Origin of the sequence: Streptomyces sp. NPDC127098 (genome assembly GCF_042722465.1) — a bacterium.
Taxonomy (GTDB): domain Bacteria; phylum Actinomycetota; class Actinomycetes; order Streptomycetales; family Streptomycetaceae; genus Streptomyces; species Streptomyces millisiae.
This window is the reverse complement of sequence record NZ_JBHXFJ010000043.1, coordinates 17,032-35,523: the sequence shown is the minus strand read 5'-3', so window position 1 is coordinate 35,523 and position 18,492 is coordinate 17,032. Positions and strand designations below refer to the sequence as shown.

The 18,492-nt window shown below is 75.1% G+C and carries 15 protein-coding genes; 7 read left to right on the top strand and 8 right to left on the bottom strand.

Going from position 1 to position 18,492, the window contains the following annotated elements:
- The first annotated feature begins 1 nt into the window (after position 1).
- Entirely contained in the window at positions 2–706 is a 705-nt protein-coding gene (locus tag ACFWI8_RS24360) for an SDR family NAD(P)-dependent oxidoreductase (protein ID WP_387095125.1), read from the top strand.
- Between the two features lie 117 nt (positions 707–823).
- On the opposite strand, the gene ACFWI8_RS24355 is transcribed toward ACFWI8_RS24360, so the two are convergent.
- Positions 824–1,699: an LLM class F420-dependent oxidoreductase gene (locus ACFWI8_RS24355; protein ID WP_387095123.1), complete on the bottom strand. Its 876-nt coding sequence runs from the start codon at positions 1,697–1,699 to the stop codon at positions 824–826.
- Positions 1,700–1,888: 189 nt separating this feature from the next.
- On the opposite strand from ACFWI8_RS24355, the gene ACFWI8_RS24350 reads away from it, so the two are divergent.
- Complete coding sequence (locus ACFWI8_RS24350; RefSeq protein WP_387095121.1) at positions 1,889–2,911, top strand: zinc-dependent alcohol dehydrogenase family protein; 1,023 nt, start codon at positions 1,889–1,891, stop codon at positions 2,909–2,911.
- Between the two features lie 158 nt (positions 2,912–3,069).
- Positions 3,070–6,207 (top strand): amidohydrolase family protein, encoded by a 3,138-nt coding sequence (locus tag ACFWI8_RS24345; protein WP_387095119.1) that lies wholly within the window; start codon positions 3,070–3,072, stop codon positions 6,205–6,207.
- 26 nt (positions 6,208–6,233) lie between these two features.
- On the opposite strand, the gene ACFWI8_RS24340 is transcribed toward ACFWI8_RS24345, so the two are convergent.
- The 7 genes from ACFWI8_RS24340 to ACFWI8_RS24310 all read right to left on the bottom strand — a co-directional run bounded on the left by ACFWI8_RS24340 (position 6,234) and on the right by ACFWI8_RS24310 (position 11,724).
- Positions 6,234–7,211: a glycoside hydrolase family 5 protein gene (locus ACFWI8_RS24340; protein WP_387095196.1), complete on the bottom strand. Its 978-nt coding sequence runs from the start codon at positions 7,209–7,211 to the stop codon at positions 6,234–6,236.
- A gap of 186 nt (positions 7,212–7,397) precedes the next feature.
- On the bottom strand, positions 7,398–8,021 hold the full coding sequence (locus tag ACFWI8_RS24335) for a bifunctional 4-hydroxy-2-oxoglutarate aldolase/2-dehydro-3-deoxy-phosphogluconate aldolase (RefSeq protein ID WP_387095117.1): 624 nt from the start codon (positions 8,019–8,021) through the stop codon (positions 7,398–7,400).
- Positions 8,018–8,770, bottom strand: coding sequence for an IclR family transcriptional regulator (locus ACFWI8_RS24330; protein WP_387095116.1), 753 nt, complete (start codon positions 8,768–8,770; stop codon positions 8,018–8,020). The genes ACFWI8_RS24335 and ACFWI8_RS24330 overlap by 4 nt, the downstream gene beginning before the upstream one ends.
- A gap of 11 nt (positions 8,771–8,781) precedes the next feature.
- Complete coding sequence (locus tag ACFWI8_RS24325; protein ID WP_387095114.1) at positions 8,782–9,768, bottom strand: sugar kinase; 987 nt, start codon at positions 9,766–9,768, stop codon at positions 8,782–8,784.
- 132 nt (positions 9,769–9,900) lie between these two features.
- The gene (locus tag ACFWI8_RS24320) at positions 9,901–10,743 is read right to left on the bottom strand and encodes a DUF3592 domain-containing protein (RefSeq protein WP_387095112.1); all 843 of its coding nucleotides are present in this window, start codon (positions 10,741–10,743) and stop codon (positions 9,901–9,903) included.
- Between the two features lie 36 nt (positions 10,744–10,779).
- Complete coding sequence (locus ACFWI8_RS24315; protein ID WP_387095110.1) at positions 10,780–11,241, bottom strand: hypothetical protein; 462 nt, start codon at positions 11,239–11,241, stop codon at positions 10,780–10,782.
- 60 nt (positions 11,242–11,301) lie between these two features.
- Positions 11,302–11,724: a hypothetical protein gene (locus tag ACFWI8_RS24310; protein WP_387095108.1), complete on the bottom strand. Its 423-nt coding sequence runs from the start codon at positions 11,722–11,724 to the stop codon at positions 11,302–11,304.
- A 126-nt stretch (positions 11,725–11,850) separates the two neighbouring features.
- Between ACFWI8_RS24310 and ACFWI8_RS24305 the strand changes: the two genes are divergently transcribed.
- From ACFWI8_RS24305 to ACFWI8_RS24290, 4 genes are all read left to right on the top strand, one after another.
- On the top strand, positions 11,851–13,215 hold the full coding sequence (locus ACFWI8_RS24305; protein ID WP_387095107.1) for a hypothetical protein: 1,365 nt from the start codon (positions 11,851–11,853) through the stop codon (positions 13,213–13,215).
- Entirely contained in the window at positions 13,215–14,510 is a 1,296-nt protein-coding gene (locus ACFWI8_RS24300) for a hypothetical protein (RefSeq protein WP_387095105.1), read from the top strand. The genes ACFWI8_RS24305 and ACFWI8_RS24300 overlap by 1 nt, the downstream gene beginning before the upstream one ends.
- 3 nt (positions 14,511–14,513) lie before the next feature.
- Positions 14,514–17,435, top strand: a complete 2,922-nt coding sequence (locus tag ACFWI8_RS24295) for a hypothetical protein (protein WP_387095103.1) — start codon at positions 14,514–14,516, stop codon at positions 17,433–17,435.
- A gap of 198 nt (positions 17,436–17,633) precedes the next feature.
- Complete coding sequence (locus ACFWI8_RS24290; RefSeq protein ID WP_387095101.1) at positions 17,634–18,428, top strand: carbonic anhydrase; 795 nt, start codon at positions 17,634–17,636, stop codon at positions 18,426–18,428.
- The last annotated feature ends 64 nt before the right edge of the window (positions 18,429–18,492 follow it).

The window sequence follows — 18,492 nt, the reverse complement described above, 5'->3', positions numbered from 1 at the left end:
CATGGCACTGGTCCTGGTCACCGGGGCGTCCACCGGGCTCGGGCGCGGCACGGCCGAGGCGTTGGCCGCCGACGGGCACGACGTGGTCGTCCACGCCCGCAACCCCGCCCGGATCACGGACACCGCCCGATGGAAGGGCGCCGTCTTCGGGGACCTCGCCGATCCGGACGAGACCCGGGGCGTCGCCCGGCAGGCCGCCGGGTTCGGCCGCTTCGACGCCGTCATCCACAACGCCGGCGTCCTGGGTTCCCCCGACGTGGTGGCCGTCAACGTCCTCGCGCCCTACCTGCTGACCGCCCTGATGGAGAAGCCGGGCAGGCTCGTCTACCTCAGCAGCTCCATGCACCGCACCGGCTCGACCGACCTGCGGCGGCTGACCGCCGGCACCGCCTCGTACGACGACACCAAGCTGTGGGTCACCGCGCTCGCCCTCGCGTGCGCCGCCCGCTGGGACGGGACGTCGAGCCACGCGGTCGACCCCGGCTGGGTCCCCACCCGCATGGGCGGCGCCGGCGCCCCTGACGACCTGGTCGCCGGCCACCGCACCCAGGCCTGGCTCGCCACCCACCACGACGTGACCCCGCCCACCGGCGGCTACTGGCACCACCAGCGGACGCAGACGCCACACCCCGCCGCGCTGGACGAGGACTTCCAGGCCCGCCTCGTCCGAACCCTGGAGACCCACACCGGCGTCGCCCTCGACTGACCGCGCGCGGCGCCGTGTCCGGCCCGGGTCCCGCACCTGGACGACGGTCGGCGGGCCACCAGCCGCAGCTCCGGCGGGCTCGTGACGGCCTCGGCCACGGATCCGCGGGCGGCCTGTTCAGCCGAGTTCGGCCAGGCGCCGTACCGCCGGCGCCGCCCGCTCTTCGATCCAGCGGGCCGGCCGGGGCTCCGCCGTGGCCACGATGACGGCGTCGATGCCGAGTCCGGCGTAGTCGGCCATCTCCCGGCCGAAGGCGTCGAGATCGCCGAGCGCGTCCCCCCGGTAGATGACCGTCTTGCGGATCCGGTCGTAGTCCCGGCCGAGGTCGTCGCAGTGGCGGCGCAGCACGTCCAGCTTGTGCGCGGTCTCCCGCGGGGTGGAGCTGAGCAGGTTGCAGGCGTCGGCGTACTGGGCCACCAGCCGCAGCGTCTTCTTCTCGCCGCTGCCGCCGATCATGATCTCCGGGTGCGGACGGCTCAGCGGCGCGGGCACGTCGCGGGGTTCGGCCAGGCGGTAGTGCTCGCCCTCGAAGGGGCCGTTGTCCTCGGGGTCCCAGACCCGCAGGCAGATCCGCAACGTCTCCTCGAGACGCTCGAAGCGCTCGGCGACCGGCGGGAACGGCACGCCGAGCCCGAGGTGCTCGCGTTCGTACCAGGCGGCGCCGATGCCGAGGGTGGCCCGGCCGCCGGAGAGGGTGTCCAGGGTGCTGACGATCTTGGCCAGCAGCCCCGGATGGCGGTAGGTCACCCCGGTCACCAGCGCGCCGAGCCGCACGGTGGACGTGTGCGCGGCCAGGTAGCCGAGGGTGGTGTAGCACTCGAGCATGGCGAGTTCGGGGCCGCCCAGCTGCTCCATCTGGAAGTAGTGGTCCATCACCGACAGCCAGCTCGCCCCCGCCGCCTCGGCCGCCGCTCCCGCGGCGGCCAGCTCGGGGCCCAGCGCCGCCGGCCCGTCCGGGTGGTCGAACCCCGTGATGTGAACGCCCAGCTGCATGTTCCCACTCCTCGTCGTGAGGTCCTGTCCGGGTGCGGATCACCCACCCGGCCGTTCGTGAGCGTGCGGTTTCGGCCCGGGGAAAGCCCGGTCCTGGCGCGGGCGTTCGCCCGGCGTCGGCGGACGCCTTCGGGAGGCGGGCCTTCCCGCGAAAGGCCACGATAAGCAGATCCGGAAGGGAGCACGACCATGCGTGGTGCCGTGATGTACGCCCCGGGCGACGTCCGGGTGGAGGAGCGTCAGGACCCGACGATCGTCGAGCCGACCGACGCGGTCATCCGGCTGTCGGCCACCTGCGTCTGCGGGTCCGACCTGTGGCCCTGGCGCGGGATCGACCCGCTTCGGGAGCCCTCCCCCATGGGCCACGAGTACGTCGGCATCGTCGAGGAGGTCGGCGACCAGGTGCGGAACGTCCGGCCGGGACAGTTCGTGGTCGGGTCGTTCTTCGCCTCCGACAACACCTGCGAGATCTGCCGCGCCGGCTACCAGAGCTCCTGCGTCCACCGCGTCCTGATGGGCCCGCTCGGCGCGCAGGCCGAGCGTCTTCGGGTCCCGCTGGCCGACGGGACCCTGGTCGCCACCCCCGGCCTTCCCACCGACGACCTGATCCCCAGCCTCCTCGCGGCCTCCGACGTCCTCGGCACCGGCTGGTTCGGCGCCGTCGCGGCGGAGGCGGGCCCCGGCAAGACCGTCGCCGTGGTCGGCGACGGCGCGGTCGGGCTGCTCGCCGTGCTCGCCGCGAAGCAGCTGGGCGCCGAGCGGATCATCGCGATGAGCCGGCACGAGGCCCGGCAGCGGCTCGCCGTCGAGTACGGCGCGACCGACATCGTCGCCGAGCGCGGCGCCGAGGGCGTGGAACGGATCAAGGAGCTCACCGGCGGGCTCGGCGCGCACTCGGTCGTCGAGGCCGTCGGCACCCAGGAGTCGATGATGCAGGCCATCCACGCCACCCGGCCCGGCGGGCACGTCGGCTACGTCGGCGTCGCCCACGGCGTCGAGCTCCCCGGCGAGGAGCTCTTCTACTCGCACGTCCACCTGCACGGCGGCCCCGCCCCGGTGCGCCGCTTCCTGCCCGAGCTCGTCGACCTGATCTGGAACCGCCGGATCGACCCGGGCCGGGTCTTCGACCTCGCCCTGCCCCTCGACCAGGCCGCCGACGGCTACCGCGCCATGGACGAACGCCGCGCCACCAAGGTGCTCCTGCGCGTCTGACGGCCCCCCGCGAACACCTGGTCAGCGGGGCCTGACGTGCCAGGACCGCCGCCGGACCCAGGTAGTTAATTTCATGTGCCAATTATCTCGGGCAGGTTCCCAGGCCCGTTGGCCGCGCTTACGGTCTCCTGCAAGCACGTCGCACCACAGGAGGCAACATGAGTATCAGCCGTCGCACATTCGCCAAGCGGGGCGGGCAGTTGGCGGTCGGCGCCGCGTGGTTGGCCAGTGGGGCGGCGGGGTTGGCGGCGCCGGCGCGGGCGGCCGCGCGCGGGCGGAGCGAGCAGGTGACCGTCAGTGAGATGACCAACGCCTCGGTGGCGCTCTCCCCCGACGGGCGGATCCTCGCGTTCGACCTGCTCAACCTGCTGTGGACCGTGCCCGCCTCCGGCGGCGAGGCCACCCGCCTCACCGGCGTCGAACAGGAGGCGACGGAGCCGGACTTCTCGCCCGACGGCCGTCGGATCGTCTTCGTCTCCTACACCGGGGACAACTTCCACCTGTGGCTGGTCAACACGGACGGGACCGGCCTGCGCCAGCTCACCAGCGGTTCCGCCGACCACCGCGAGCCCCGGTTCTCCCCGGACGGCACCCGGATCGCCTGCGCCGTCGAGACCGGCGGCCGGTACGCCGTCCACGTGCTGCCGGCGGACGGCGGCGAGAGCGAGGTCTGGACCGAGGGATCGGCCCAGGAGGCCCAGCCGGTGTGGACCCCGGACGGGTCCGCGATCGCGTTCACCTCAGGCACCGGCAGCGCGCCCCGGGCCGTCGAGCAGGTCGACGCCTCGGGACGGCGCACCACCCTGGCCACCGTCTCCGAGGGCTTCCTGGCCGGCCCCTCCTTCTCGCCCGACGGCCGCCGCCTCGCCTATGTGCACCTGACCTCCGGCGGGACCGCCCTGGTCGTCGACGGCGAGACCGTCAGCGCGGCGGGCGAGGACGTCTTCCCGTTCCCCGCCCGCTGGGTGTCCGACGACGAGCTGCTGTACACCGCCGACGGCCGGCCGCGCGCCCGGGTGCTCGGCGGCGCGGCGCGCGACATCCCGTTCACCGCCCGCGTCACCGTGCCGCGCGTCGAAGAGCGCCCGTCCGCCCGGGACTTCGACTCCACCGCGCCCCGGCCGGTCAGGGGCGTCGTGAGCCCGGCCCTCTCCCCCGACGGCGCCCGGGTCGCCTTCGCGGCCCTGGGCGACATCTGGATCACCCGCCGCAGTGGCACGCCCGAGGCCGTGGTCTCCGACGGGCACCACAACACCGCTCCCGCCTGGTCCCCGGACGGCCGCACGCTGGTCCACGTCAGCGACCGGACCGGCGCCGAGGAGCTGTGGCTGTACGCGACCGAGGACGGCACCCGACGGCAGCTCACCGCGCTCGACGGCTCGGTCGCCACCCCCGTGTTCAGCCCGGACGGCGCCACCGTCGCCTTCGTCAACTCCGCCGACCTGTACACCGTCGACGTCGCCACGGGCGACCTCCGCAAGGTCACCGGGCCGCTCAACTCCCCGGGCCGCCCCAGCTTCACGGCCGACGGCCGGCGGCTCTCCGCCGCCGTCCTGGTGCCCGTCACCCCGCGCTTCCGCGAGGGCCGCAACCAGATCCTCACCGTCGACCTCGACACCGGCGAGGCGCACTACAGCGAACCGGTGCCCGGCGCCTCGCTGAGCAACCGCGTCGACGCCGGCCCGGTCCACTCGCCGGACGGCCGCCGGATCGCCTACGTCGTCGGCGGCACGCTGCGGCTCAGCGCGGTCGACGCCGCCGGCCGGCCGACCGGGGAGGCCACCGAGCTCAACGGCGAGACCGCCGACGCCCCCACCTGGAGCGCCGACTCCCGCTCGCTGCTCTACCTGTCCGACGGCCGGCTGCGCCTCGCGGACGCCGACGACGGCCGCGCCAGGGACGTGCCGGTGCGGCTGACCTGGCGTCAGGCCCGACCCACCGGGCGCACCGTGATCCGGGCCGGGGCGCTGTGGGACGGCACGGGCGACACGCTGCGCCGCGAGGTCGACATCGTGCTGGACGGCAACCGGGTCGCCGAGGTCGCGCCGCGCGGCGCGGCCCGCACCCGCCCGGGCGACCGGATCGTCGACGCCCGCCACCTCACCGCGCTGCCCGGCATGATCGCCGTGCACGAGCACGGGCCCTGGGGCCGCAACGCCACCAGCCGCCTCTGGCTGTCGTTCGGCGTCACCGCCGTGCGCTCCCCTGGCACGGCCAACTACCACGCGGTCGAGGCCAAGGAGGCCGTCGACTCGGGGCGCCGCACCGGCCCCCGGGTGTTCGCGGCCGGCGACCTCGTCGACGGCTCACGGGTCTACTACTCCTCGGGCCGGCCGGTGACCGACGAGGCGGAGCTGCGGCGCGAGCTGGCGAAGGCGCGGGCGCTCGGCCACGACCTGGTCAAGACGTACGTCCGGCTGCCCTACACGTTGCAGCGCGCGGCCATCGAGGGCGCGCACCGCCTCGGGCTGCGCACCACGTCGCACTACCTGTTCGGCCCGCTCGCCCTCGGCGGGGACGGCGTGGAACACATCGGCGGCACCAGCCGCTACGGCCGCCGCCAGAAGGAGACCCACCTCGGGCACACCTACCAGGACGTGACCGGCCCGCTGGCCGGCTCCGGCATGCCCCTCACCCCGACGCTCGGTCTCTCGGGGCTCGGCCTGCCCAGCGTGCGGGCCGGGCTCTACCGGTACGCCGAGTGGGCGCTGGACGACCCGCGGTTGACGGCGCTCATGTCGCCCGCGGAGTACCAGGAGTTCGCCGAGGACGTGGCGGCCGCGCTGGCCGAGGAGCCGGCGGCGGAGGTCGCGTTCGTCCGGCGCCACGCGGAGACGGTCCGCCGGCTGATCGACGCCGGCGGGCGCGTCGTCCTCGGTACGGACAGCCCCCTGGTGCCGCCCGCCGTCTACTACCACCTGAACATGCAGGCCCTGGTGCGCAACGGGGTCAGCCCGCACCAGGCGCTGCGCTCGGCCACCGTGGAGGGCGCCCGCGCCCTCGGGCTCAGCGAGGACCTCGGCACCGTGGAGCCGGGCAAGCTGGCGGACCTCGTGCTCGTCGAGGGCGACCCGCTGGCGGACATCGCGGCGGCGGCCGCGGTGCGGCAGGTCGTGGTCGGCGGCACGGTGCACAGCGTGGACGACCTGGCGGCGGGCCAGGCCACGACGAGGACCACGGCCGCGGCCGGTGCGGCGACCGTACGCAACGCGGCGCTCCCCGAGGTTCCCCAGGCCCCCGCCCGGGACCGCTTCTGGTGGCACCACGAGGAGCACGCGCCCCACTCCTGCTGCTGACCGGCGCGCGGCGGTGGGCCGGGTGGTCAGGAGACGCGGTCCCTGATCCACACCCCGGCCTCCTTGAGGGAGGCCGGGTCGGCCCACCGCCCGCTGTCGCAGGTGCCGGGCTGGAAGACGGCGCCGGAGCGGAAGTCGTCGGAGTAGTTCCAGTTGGTCCAGCTGATGCCCTTCTCCGCCATCAGGTCGAGGTACCGCTGGGCCATGGCGAAGTCGTTCGGTCCATCGCCGCTGTAGTCCTGGGTGCCGAACTCGGTGACGAACATCGGGAGCCGGTCCGCCGCCCGGGAGAGCGCCTGGAGGTAGTCGTCGCGGTGGGAGGCGGCGTAGAAGTGGAAGGTGTACATGATGTTGTCGGCGTCCACCGGGTCCGCCACCACCTCGGACTCGTCGGAGCCGTCCGAGACGCCGAGCGAGGACCAGGCCCGGGTGCCGACGAGGACGACGGCGTCCGGGTCCCCGGCGCGCACGACCGGGATCATCTCCTCGGCGTAGCTCCTGATGGCGTCCCAGCTGACGCCGTTGGGCTCGTTGGCGATCTCGTAGAGCACGTTGTCCTGGTCGCCGTGGCGGGCGGTGATGTCGGTGAAGAACCGCTTGGCCAGCTCGGTGTTGGCGTTGGGGTCGCCGGGGGTGAGCAGGTGCCAGTCCACGACGACGTAGAGGCCGCGCTCGGTCGCCTGGTCGATGACGCGGCTCGCCAGGTCGGTGAAGTAGGCGGGGTCGGTCTCGTACCCGTCCTCCTGGACGTAGGTCGACACGCGCACCACGTTCGCCCCCCAGTCCCGGGCGAGGACGTCGAGCGAGGCGCCGGTCACGCAGTTCTCGTACCACTGCGTGCCGTGGGTGCTCATGCCGCGCAGCCGCACCGGCTCGCCGTCCTCGCCGCACAGGGTGGTGCCGCAGACCGCGATCCTTCCGTGCTCCTGGTACGGGGTGGCCGCCTCGGGCGGCGCGGCCCAGACCGAGGCGGGTCCCACGACGGCCGCGCAGCCGGCGAGCACGCCGGCGGTCCAGGCGAGACGATGCGACTTCGGCACGATCCTTACCGTCCTCTCCGGTACGCCGGGCCCGTCGACCGGCCCGCGCGGTGGGGGCGATGGAGCTGAGGTCGTGGTGACCGTACGATCGACCGCCCACCCGGTCAACGGGCCCCGCGTGCCGCCGGCTCGGCGGGCGGCGGTTCTCGGTCAGGGCGTGGCGCGCACCGCCGCGCGCAGGCGGGGCAGGGCTTCGGGGTCGGCGAGCGCGGAGCCGATGGCGACGGCGGAGCAGCCGGCGCGGAGGAAGTCGGCGGCGTTGTCGGGGCCGACTCCGCCGGTGGCGACGAAGCGGACGTCGGGGAAGGGCGCGCGCTGGGCGGTGATCCAGCCGGGGCCGAGCTGGCCGGCGGGGAAGGCCTTGACCCAGGTGAGTCCCGCGGCCTCGGCGGCGGCGATGTCGGTGGCGGTGGCGACGCCCGGCAGGTGCGGCAGGCCGAGCTCCGCCGAGGCCGCGACGACGGGCGGGTGCAGCCCGGGGGCCACGGTGAACGCCGCGCCCAGCTCGTGGGCGGCGCGCAGGCGTCGTTCCGTGGTGACGGTGCCGGCGCCGACGTGCCTGCCCTGCTGCCGCGCGGCTTCGACGGCGGCCGCCAGGGAGGGCAGGGCGGCGTCGGACTGGATCGGTATCTCGACCAGGTCGACGCCGAACTCCCAGGCGCGGTGGCAGAGTTCGACCGTGGCCCGAGGGTCGAGGCCGCGGAAGATGCCGATCACCGGGGTCTCGGCCAGATGGCGGGCGAAGAAGGCGGCGCTGACGTCGGTGGTGGTCATCGGGGGGTTCCCTTCCAGCCGAGCTTGGCGCTGACGCGCTCGGCGGCGGTGCGGAACTCGTCGAGGTGGGCTCGGAGTTCGGTGAGCGGGGCGACGGCGGCCAGCGCCGTCACGGAGATGGCGTGGGTGACCTTGCCGCGCGCGTCGAAGACCGGCAGCGCGACGCAGTTGACGTGTCCCTCGTGTTCGCCGTCGTCCTCGGCCCAGCCCCGGGAGCGGGTCAGGGCGAGTTCCTCGACGAGCGACTCACGGCTGGTGCGGGTGGTCGCGGTGTAGCGCTCGAACGTGGCGCGGTCCAGGATGCGTTGCCGGGTGGCCTCGTCCTGGTGGGCGGTGATCGCCTTGGCGACGGCAGCGGTGTGGGTGCGGGCGGGCAGCCCGATCCGGGAGCCCATGGCGACGCTGCCGCGCCCGTCGATCTTGTCGACGTAGATCACGCGGTCGCCGACGAGCTCGCCCAGGTGCACGGTGTGGCCGTGGCGCTCGCTCAGCTCCTGGAGCACGGGGTGGGCCAGCGACCTGGCCTCCACCTGGTCCAGGGCGAGTTGACCGTAGGCGATCAGCTGGAAGCCCATGGCGTACCGGCCGTCGACGCCCCGGCGGACGAAGCCGGCGTCCTCCAGGGTGCGCAGCAGCCGGAGCGCGGTCGACTTGTGCACCCCGAGCCGATCGGCGACCTCGGTCAGCGAACGCGACCTGTCCGAGACGAAGCCGACGATCTCGATGGCGCGGGCGACGGTCTGCGACACGGTGCCGCTCCCTATCCGCCGGTCGGGACGCCGCTGGGGGCCGGCTCGTCCGCCAACCCGGCGACTATCTCCGCGGCGCGGGGCAGTTCCGCGAGGTCGGAGGCGGAGGCGAGGACCTGGGCCGCGGCGTGGTGCCCGAGCCCCAGACAGAGCGTCTCCTGGTGGCCGTGGAGCCAGCCGCTGAGCCAGCCGGCGGCGAAGGCGTCGCCCGCGCCGACGGCGTCGACGACCCGCACCCGGCGGGACGGCACGCGGGTGACCCGGCTGCCGGTGAACGCCACCGCCTCGACGGCCGCGTCCTTGACCACCAGGCGCTCGGGCCCGTCGACGAGGGCGCGGACGCTCTCGGCGTCGGTGGTGCCCCACAGCGCCTCGGCCTCGTCCCGGCCGACGAAGACGATGTCGCTGCGCTGGGCGAGTTCCAGCAGCGTCTCGGCGGCGCCGGCGGGCTGGCCCGACCACAGCACCGGGCGGTGGTTGACGTCGAAGCTCACGGGCACGTCTCCCCAGGGCCGGTCGAACACGATGTGCCTGGTCAGCGCGGCGCAACTCGGGGAGAGCGCGGGGAGGATCCCGGAGAGGTGCACGACCCGGGGGCGGACGGCGCTCCACGCGGCGACGTCCGCCGGGCCGAGGCCGGCGGCCGCGGAGCCCGAGCGGTAGTAGGAGACGCGGGTGCCCTCGGGGGTCGGGTCCTTGAAGTACACGCCGGTGGGCCGCCCCGGGTCGCGGCGCACGAGTGAGGTGTCGACGCCGTGTCCGGCGAGCACGGTGGTGATGAGGTCGCCGAGCCGGTCGGCGCCCAGCGCGCTGGCCCAGTGGGCGCGGTGGCCGAGCTGGGCGAGCGAGGCGGCGACGTTGGACTCGGCGCCGCCGGGGCGCAGCAGGTAGGTGGAGTCGGCGTCGAGGCGGCCGCCGGCCTCGGGGGTGACCATCGCCATGGTCTCGCCGATCGTCAGGACGTCGGTGTCGGCGGCGGGGGTCCGGTGCTCGGTCATCGTGTGTTCACTGCCATCCGCCTTCTCGCTGTCACCGCACCCTCCCGCGTTGCATCATGTGCAACGGCAGTGCGACATACGCAAAACCTAGGTGGCGTCCGCTGGTCGTGTCAACGGTCGGCGGACGCGACGTCACAGCAGGACCACGCCCGTCACCATCGCGGCCGTCCCGGCGAGCAGCAGGATGACGATGAAGCCGATGGCCCGCTCGTTCCCGCGACGCTCGAACGCGAGGTCGGGGGTGTACACGGTCAGGTCGGAGGGGGCGTAGTGGAGCTCACGGCCGAGGGACCGGCCCGGTTCCGGGATGCCGTCCCGGGAGAGGACGGTGACCCGGGTGCCGTCGAGGGTGGTGAAGGTGACGACGGGGGCGTGGTTGACGATCTCGCCGCCCTCGCCGTCGGTGTAGACGTCCCTGGTGACGGCCACGACCCGGGCCGGGACGGCGACGGCCGAGGCCAGCAGGGCGTCGCGGGCGCGCGCGGCGCGGATGTCGGGGCTGACCGCCGCGAAGGCGGTGACCAGCGCGCCGAAGCCGAGCAGCGCCCCCGGCCAGCCCCAGAGGACGGTCGCGTGGGTGGCCAGTCCGACGAGGAGCAGGATGACCGCGCAGTTCGGGCCGGCCCGGCCGTGCCGGTCGTCCACGGTGTGGAGCACGACGCGGAACCGGTCGGGCCGCCCGCGCGGGTAGCGCACCGCGACCTCACGGCCGACCCAGGCCACCTCGACGGAGTCGCCGTGCTTGCCGGCGTTGGGCAGGGTGAACTCCCGCCCGGTGGCCGGGTCCCGGAAGGCGACCGTCACCGGTATCCCCGGCCGCTTGGAGGCGAAGTGCGCCGGCACCTCCACCGCCACGATCCGCCCCGTCACCCAGACCGCGCGCTGGGCCCGGCTCAGCCCGGCCAGCGACAGCCCGTAGCCGAGCAGCGCCAGCGCCGAGGGCACCACCCACCACAACCGCACCACCTCGTACACGTTCGTCGCCCCCGCTTTCTTCGTGCGGGTCGCCGCTCAGAGGTCGACCCGGAACAGGTTGTCGGCCGGGTCGACCACCGCCCCGAGCCGGAGCCCCACCCGCAGGGCGGGGTGGTGCGACCGCTTCCAGGTCGACTCGAACGTCCGGAACCCCGGGCCGCTGACCCGCAGCCCGACGACGACACCGGTCGACTCCCCGTCGTCCCAGTCGGTCAGGCTGGTCACTTCCGCGGTCGCCGCGACCCCGGCGGCGTCGAGCCGCCGGTTGTTCTCCCTTTCGTGGGAGGTGCTGAACCAGATGACGAGGCCCAGGGGCGTGCAGAGCACCGTGCACAGGACGCCCCCGATCAGGAGGCCGGCGCCGGCGAGAACGGCGCCGACCAGCAGGACGGGGCCGGACACGACCAGCGCCACGGAGACGGAGTACAGGAACAGGGCACCGAGCGGACCGATCCTCGACGCCTGCGCGGGCCCCGGGCCTTCACCGTCGTCCGTCATCTCGGCCCTCCGCTCGCTCGGCGACGCTCCGCGCCAGCGCCTCGTACGGCGGGGTCGGCGTCACGGCGCCACCCCGTCCCCGGCGTAGAGGTAGCCGCCGGGCCTGGCGGGGTCGGCGACCAGCAGCACCTGGTCGCCGACGCGGGGGATCCGCAGCTTGGAGACGACCGTCTGGAGGGCGATCGGCTCGGTCGCCCCGGCCGGCTGGAGGACCAGGTCGACGACCGGGTCGAAGTTGACCAGCCTGCCGGTGTCCCCGATCGACACGACGGCGGCGGGTGTGGTCGGCGCCCCGGCGGCGAGCAACTGCTGGACGTACTGACCGGAGTTGTAGGCGCCGATCGACTGCTGGACCCTGGCGAAGTCCTCGGCCCCGAGCAACGCGCGCGTGGTGCGGCCGTAGAAGCCCTTGCCGCTCGCCACCTTGCCCGCGATCTCGGCGGCCCGCTCCTCACGGCTCTTGCGCCGTCCGAAGATTCCCATGGCCTCTTCCCCTCCGGCGATGTCGCCCTCGTTGGGCGTTCCTGCCTGACGGCATGGACACTAGACGGGCGGGAACGCCTACCGATCCCAGGTTCGTCCGCCGGTCTCCCGACGTACGCTCCTCCCATGCCGTCCCCCAGCCAGCCGACCGGTGAGCGCCGACCGCGCGCCCTGGTCATCGACCACGCCTGGCGCGCCCTCGGACCGGGCGTCGAGCCGTTGAGCGGCCCGGGCGGGGCGCCGCTCACCCGGACGGTCAAGCTGATCGTGCTGCCGCTGATCGTCAGGCCGGCGCTCCGTCCGGAGCTCGCCGGGGACTTCCTCGACTCCGAGCAGGCCGGGCGCCTCGACGAGCTGATCCGGGAGTCCGGTGCGCGGCTCGTCGCGACGGCGCGGTGGTTCACGCTGCTCAAACGGGCCCGCCGGGCGCGGGGCATCGTCTCGGGACACCCCCAGGACCTGTACTTCCAGCGCTGCTTCGAGCTGGCCACCGAGCACGGACCGCCCGCGGCCGGCGCGGAGGCGACGGCCCTGGCCGTGGTCGAGGAGGTGGCGGACACCGCCGGCGGGCGCACGGTGGCGGCGCTGCGGGAGTACCTGGCGGACGCCGCCCAACGGGCCAGGATCGACGGGGAGTTGGCCGCCGCCTGGGAGCACCGGCCCCCGCCTGCCGACGCGGCCCCCGCGGTGGCGCGGGCCGCCGAGGTCCTGGACGCCTGCGGCGGGCCGGCCCCGGCCGGCGGCACACCGGCGCACGCCGCCATGGTCGAGGCGGGACACGGCGCGCTGTTCGGCCGGGCCCTGTGGGCGTACACCAGCGGGGTCTGGGGCCGCGACGACCTGCCGACGCACCTGGGTCTGACGGCGCGGCGGGTGCCGGCGCGCCCGGAGGTCGGCCGGGGCGCGGCGACGGCGACGCTGCCCGCGCCGCTGGACCGCTCGCTCTTCGAGCGGCTCTTCGTCGTCCTCCAGTCGGCGGCCAGGCGGGAGGAGTTGCCGGCGCTGCCGGAGCTCGTCTGCCGGGAGGTGGACCGCGGTTGCGCCCCGCTCGGCCTGCGCGACGAGACGCTACGGGTCGCCGTGGTCCTCGGCTGCCGGCTCGCGGCCGGACTCGATCCGCTGGGCAGCGGGGAGCCCGCGGCGGGCCGCACGGCGGCGCACCGGGCGGTCAACGGCCGCTGGCGGCGGGAGGCTTCGGCCCTCCGCGCCCGCCGCATGACCGTCTCCGCTCGCCCCGACCCGGACGGCGGCGTCCTGGAGGCACTCGCCCATGACCTGCGTGCCCCGTGGGCCGCCTACACGCGGCGGCTGTGGGTGCGGCTGCACGGGCGTGACGTCCGCGGCGCGCCACTGGCGGACGCGGCGTCGGTCTGGGCGGTGCTCGACGGGGTCGCCCGCTCGGTGATGATGGACCACCGCGCCCGCGTCAGGGCCGCGCTGCGCGGCCTGTCGGCGGCCCCCGCGCGACCGGCCGAGCCGAGGAGCGCGTGATGGCGCGGGGCGGCGTCGACCTCCTGGTCGCGCGGGACGCGGACGGCACGGTACGGATCGCCGCCGGACCCGCCCCCGACCAGGTCGGGGCGTCCGACGAACTCGTCGCCGTGGGACCCGACTTCACCCGGGCCGTCCTCGACGTCGCGGGCGCCGTGCTGGTCTGGCCGGTACTCGGCGAGCCCGGCCCGCCGTCGGCCTGGGTCCACGATCCGGGGCGGGCCCAGCAGTGGCTGTGGGCGCTCTACGGCGAGCGCGTCGCCGCCGCCGTGCACGACCGGCCCGCGCCGGACCTGGCCGGCGTGCGGGTGGCGGCGGAGCCGACCGCCCTCGCCGGCGGCGCCGCCCGGCTCGGCCTCGGGCACTGGGCGGCCCGGTGGTGGCCGGCGTCGTACGCGGACTCCATACCGGCGCTCGAACCCGACGTGCACGGCCTGGAGTTGGCCGCGCTCACGCACCGCTGCCAGCAGCTCTTCGACGACGGGGACGATCAGCCCGACGACTGCGCGGCCGAACTGATCGGGGAGCACCGGGCCGCGCTCGACCCCCTCGTCCGGTGGTGGCTCGGGGCACCGGGGCCGGCGGCCACGGCACGCCAGCTGGAGAGCGTGCTGCGGCTGATCGACGCCGCCGCGGACGGCGCCGGCCTCGACGGGCCTGAGCTGCGCCGCCTCCGGTCGGCCCTGGAGCGGCCCGGCCCGACCGGCCCGCCGCTCGCCCCAGGCGAACTCTTCGCCCCGCACGACCGCTACGCCCTCGCGGCGGGCGAACCGCCCGCCGCGGGCGGCCGGGTGATCGCCCGTGGCACCGGCACCAACGACTGGCGCCGCTACCCGCCCGGCCTCGTCGACGCGGCCGAGAGCGCGGTGTCCTGGACCGTCAGGGCGGTCGGCGCGCGCCGGCGGATCGAGGTCGAGGTCCTGGCGTCCGGCGCGGCATCCGCCGCCGCGCCGCTCGTCGCCGAGGTCTTGGTGAACGGCGGCGGGCCGCTCCGGGCGCCCCTCAGCAGGCGGGACGAGCTGTGGACCGGCGGTTCCGAGCTGGGCCCGGAGCTGGCGGACGGGGCGACGCCGTCGCGCGTCGAGGTCGGCGTCCTGCTGCCCGGCTTCGACCCGGCCCCCGGCGCGTCGGACGAGGCCGACGCCCGCGCCGCCCGGGAAGCCGTCCGCGCCCTGGCCGGGCGGCGACTGGCCGCCGCGGCGCACCCGCCTTCGGACGAGGGCTCGCCGCACGACACCCGTGCCGCGCCGTTCCTCGCCGAGACCACGGCCGCCGCCACCGACGAGGAGTACTGACCCATGCCGGACGCGCGCGAGGACGAGGCCGCGGCGGTGCCCCGGCTGTACGGGGACCCGTTCGACGGCGGCTTCGCCCTGGCCGAGGAGCACCAGCGGGCGGCCGACCTACCGGCCGCGTGCGCCGTCTACGAGGAGTTGCTCACCCTGGCCGAGTCCCTGGAGGACTCGCCCGACGTGCGGTTCCTGCGGGCGCACCTGCTGTCCGACCTCGCCAGCGTCCGGCTCGACGCCACGGACCTGGCCGGGGCCGAGGACGCCGTCGGGCGCTCCCGCGAGCTGCTCGACTCCGTCGCGTCGGCGCCGATGGGGCCGCGCGGCCGTCAACTGTGGCTTGAGGTCCTGCTGAAGACGCTGCTCGCCAGGGCCGACCTGCTGCGCACCAGGGGTCGGCTCGACGAGGCGGGGGCCTGTCTCGACGAGGCGGCGGCGAGGCTGCCCGAGTTCGACGATCCCGAGGGGGTGCGCGCCGCCGAACTCGGCCTGAACCGGGTGCATCTGCTGATGGAGCGGGCCGAGTGGGGGGCGGCCGAGGAGCAGGCGAGGGTGCTGCTGTCCGGCCTGCCGCGGACGGCGGTGGAGACCGCGCCGCGGCTGCTGACCGCCCTCGGCCTGATCTGCGCCGCGACCGGGCGGTTCGACCCGGCCGAGGACCACCTCGCCCGCGCGGCGGACGGCTACCGGGCGCTGGGCGCCACCGGTGCGCAGCACTCGCTGCTCGCCAACCGGGGGTACGTGGCGCTGCGCCGCGGCGATCTCGACCTGGCGGAGCGGTTGTTCGCGGAGGCGTCCGCCTTCTTCGAGCGGCACCGGCGGTTCGGTGACCTGGCGGTCTGCGAACAGGCCCGGGCCTTCATCGCCGGCCGGCGCGGCGACCTGGCCCGCGCGGGCGACCTGACGGCGGCGAGCCTGGCCCGGTTCGAACGTCTCGGCGCCTCGATCGCCGCCGCGGACACCATGCTGCTGGGCGCCCAACACGCCTACGAGCGGGGCGACATCGCCGAGATGCAGCGGCTGGCCCAGGCGGCCCGCGACGTGTACCAGGAGCGGGAGGTGCCCGAGCGGTGCGCGCAGGTCGACCTGATGCTCGCGCGGACCCTCGAGGACAACCTGAACCGGACCGACCACGGCGACCACGAGCGGCGGTCCGTCGACACCGCGCTCTCCCTCGCCGTGCCCGCCGCGCTGGCCCTCCAGGCGGCGCGCTACGACTTCGCCACCGCGCACGCCCGCAGCCAGTGGCTCCGACTGGCCGAGGACGCCATGGAGTTGGTGTTCCGGCTGGCCGTTCGCCGGCAGGACCAGGGGCTGCTCTTCGAACTGGTGGAACACCGCAGCGCGGGCGCCGCCCTGGCACTGGACCGCACGGCGCAGGCGCCGCCGGCCGGGCCCGCGGGGGACGCCGGCTCGGTCTTCCCGACCGCGGCCATGAAGACGTACGGGCACGCCGAGGGACCGATGACGCTCGGCGGGGTGGCCGCTGAGGCCGCTGTCTCCGCCGGCCTGCGGGTGGCCCCGCCGCCGAAGGTGCGGATGTCGGCGGAGTCCGACCGGGTCGCGCTCCAGGAGTACGTCGCGGCGGCCGAGTTCCGCTATCACCGCCGGATCGTGAGCGAGGAGGAGGTGCCGTTCTGGGCCACCGACGACCTGACGAGCCGCCCGGTGGTCCAGGTCCGCCTGGTCGACGCCGGCGACCTGTTCATGACCTGGATCTGGGCCGGCGGCGCCCGCGGCTACGGCACGGGACACGGGCCCGCGGACGAGGTCGACCGGGCGGTGCGCGCGCTGGCCGGCGCGCTGCCGGGGGCGGGCGAGGGCGCGGAGGGCATGCGGCGCGCGGTGGTCTCGGGCGCGTTGGCCGAGCCCGGGAGCGAGCGGCGGCTCGCGCGGCTGCTGGCAGAGGCGCTGTGGCCGGCGGGTCTGACGGCGCAGATCCGGCAGGTGTCGGCGCGCGCCGGCCGTCCGCTGGTGCGGATCCAGCCGTCCCCCCGGGTCGCCCAGGTCCCCTGGGAGCTGCTGGCCGTCGACGACGACAACGACGTCCGGCTCATCGAGCTGGCGGACGTCGTGACCACCGCGCCGGCGTCGTCGCGGTCACGGCACGCCCCGGCGCGCCCGACACCGGACGCGGACCCCGGCCCCGGCGCCGCCCCGGTCGTTCTCGTCCTCGACCCCCGGGTCCCCGGCTTCCGGGCCGACTCCTCGCTCGGCTCCGTGCTGGGACGGCCGGGTTCGGACCCGGAGTTGCTGGCGCTCGTCCGGCGCCGGCTCGACGCGGGCCCCGTCGCGCCGTCCCTCACCACCCCGGCGGACGGCTTCCGCCGCGCCGACCTGGACCGGGACTGGCTGAGCGACGTGCTCCGCGGCGGCGCCCGCAGACTGGTCTACGTCGGGCACGTGAGCGGCGCGCCGGTCGAGGGCGGGCAGAGCGAGGACGGCGCCCTCCACCTGTGCTGCGGCCCCGGCACCACCGGCCTGGCCGAGCCGGTCCGGGCCCACCGGCCGCTGTCCGCCAAGGACCTCCTGCTGGGCACCCTCCCGCTGCGAGCCGACGGGGAGCCGGGCGCGCGGCTCTGGCCGGCGCCGCCCCGGGTCGCCCTCATCGGCTGCGAGAGCGGCGGCGACCTCCGGTTCGCCGAGTCGTTCGGCCTGGCGACGGCGATGATCCACAACGGCGCCGAACTGGTCACCGCCACCCGCTGGACGCTGCCGACCAGCTTCGCTTTCCACCGTCTCGCCGGCCTGCCCGAGTCCGTCCGCCCGCTGTCCGAGGCGGTCGTCGCCGTCGACACCGCCCACGAACACCCCGACCCCGTGGGCCGGTTGGGCCGCTGGCAGCGCGAACGACTCGACCACTGGCGCACCGCCGGCCGGATCGAGCACTCGCCCCTGCTGTGGGCGGCGCTGACCTGCGTCACCCGGTGACCCCGGCCACCGGGCCGGATGGAACCACACGATCCGCTTACCTTATTCAAATGATTACCTGATTTTGATCACTCTTGATCACCTCTTTTCTGTGTGCTGGTGGGCCACATCCAAGGCTTGGGGCGGCACCAGTCCGGTGCCTCGTCGACCCCTTCCACGAGGTGCGCCCACATGTCCCCTCGCGTCACGCGCGCGCGTATGTCCGCCATAGCCGGAGTCGCCACCCTCACGGTCGTCACGGCCGCCTTCAGCCCGGGGAGCGACGACACGGCCAGCGCCGCCTCCCCGCGCACCGAGCAGCGGGAAACCGTCCACTGGAGCTACCGCGGCCACACCGGGCCTGAGTACTGGGCGACGCTCTCGGAGGACTTCGCGGCCTGCGGCGAGGGCCTGGAGCAGTCGCCCATAGATCTCCCGGAGGACTCCGCGATCGGCGCCTCGACCGACGCGGCCATCACCATCGACTACGAGCCCGTGACCGCGAACCTGGTGAACAACGGCCACACCGTGCAGGCCAACGTGTCCCCCGGCAGCCGGATCATCGTCCAGGAGACGGCCTACGAGCTGCGGCAGTTCCACTTCCACCTCCCGAGCGAGCACACGGAGGACGGCGAACACACCGCGATGGAGGTGCACTTCGTCCACGCGGACGCGGAGGGCGATCTCGCCGTCGTCGGCGTGCTGATGGAGAAGGAGCGGGGAGAGTCCGCCTTCACCGATCTCTGGCCGAGCCTGCCGACCGAGGAGGGCGACGAGGCGGCGATCGACGAGCCGTTCGACCTCACCGAGTTCCTGCCGGACGACCGTGACCAGTACCAGTACGACGGCTCCCTGACGACCCCGCCGTGCACCGAGGGCGTGCGGTGGATCGTGCTCGACGACCCGGTCTCCGTCACCCCGCGTCAGGTCGCCACCTACCGGCAGATCTTCCACACGAGCAACCGGCCGACCCAGCCGCTCAACGACCGACTGGTGACCGTCGTCGAGGACTGACGACGACGGCGGAGGACAGTGGTCGGATCGCCCTCGTGGCGGGTGGACAGGGCCACCATGAAGC

Coding starts and splice junctions, on each gene's coding strand:
- ACFWI8_RS24345 (WP_387095119.1), top strand. CDS start 3,070: ATGAGTATCAGCCGTCGCACATTCGCCAAGCGGGGCGGGCAGTTGGCG.
- ACFWI8_RS24295 (WP_387095103.1), top strand. CDS start 14,514: ATGCCGGACGCGCGCGAGGACGAGGCCGCGGCGGTGCCCCGGCTGTAC.
- ACFWI8_RS24360 (WP_387095125.1), top strand. CDS start 2: ATGGCACTGGTCCTGGTCACCGGGGCGTCCACCGGGCTCGGGCGCGGC.
- ACFWI8_RS24325 (WP_387095114.1), bottom strand. CDS start 9,768: ATGACCGAGCACCGGACCCCCGCCGCCGACACCGACGTCCTGACGATC.
- ACFWI8_RS24305 (WP_387095107.1), top strand. CDS start 11,851: ATGCCGTCCCCCAGCCAGCCGACCGGTGAGCGCCGACCGCGCGCCCTG.
- ACFWI8_RS24315 (WP_387095110.1), bottom strand. CDS start 11,241: ATGACGGACGACGGTGAAGGCCCGGGGCCCGCGCAGGCGTCGAGGATC.
- ACFWI8_RS24335 (WP_387095117.1), bottom strand. CDS start 8,021: ATGACCACCACCGACGTCAGCGCCGCCTTCTTCGCCCGCCATCTGGCC.
- ACFWI8_RS24300 (WP_387095105.1), top strand. CDS start 13,215: ATGGCGCGGGGCGGCGTCGACCTCCTGGTCGCGCGGGACGCGGACGGC.
- ACFWI8_RS24350 (WP_387095121.1), top strand. CDS start 1,889: ATGCGTGGTGCCGTGATGTACGCCCCGGGCGACGTCCGGGTGGAGGAG.
- ACFWI8_RS24310 (WP_387095108.1), bottom strand. CDS start 11,724: ATGGGAATCTTCGGACGGCGCAAGAGCCGTGAGGAGCGGGCCGCCGAG.
- ACFWI8_RS24355 (WP_387095123.1), bottom strand. CDS start 1,699: ATGCAGCTGGGCGTTCACATCACGGGGTTCGACCACCCGGACGGGCCG.
- ACFWI8_RS24290 (WP_387095101.1), top strand. CDS start 17,634: ATGTCCGCCATAGCCGGAGTCGCCACCCTCACGGTCGTCACGGCCGCC.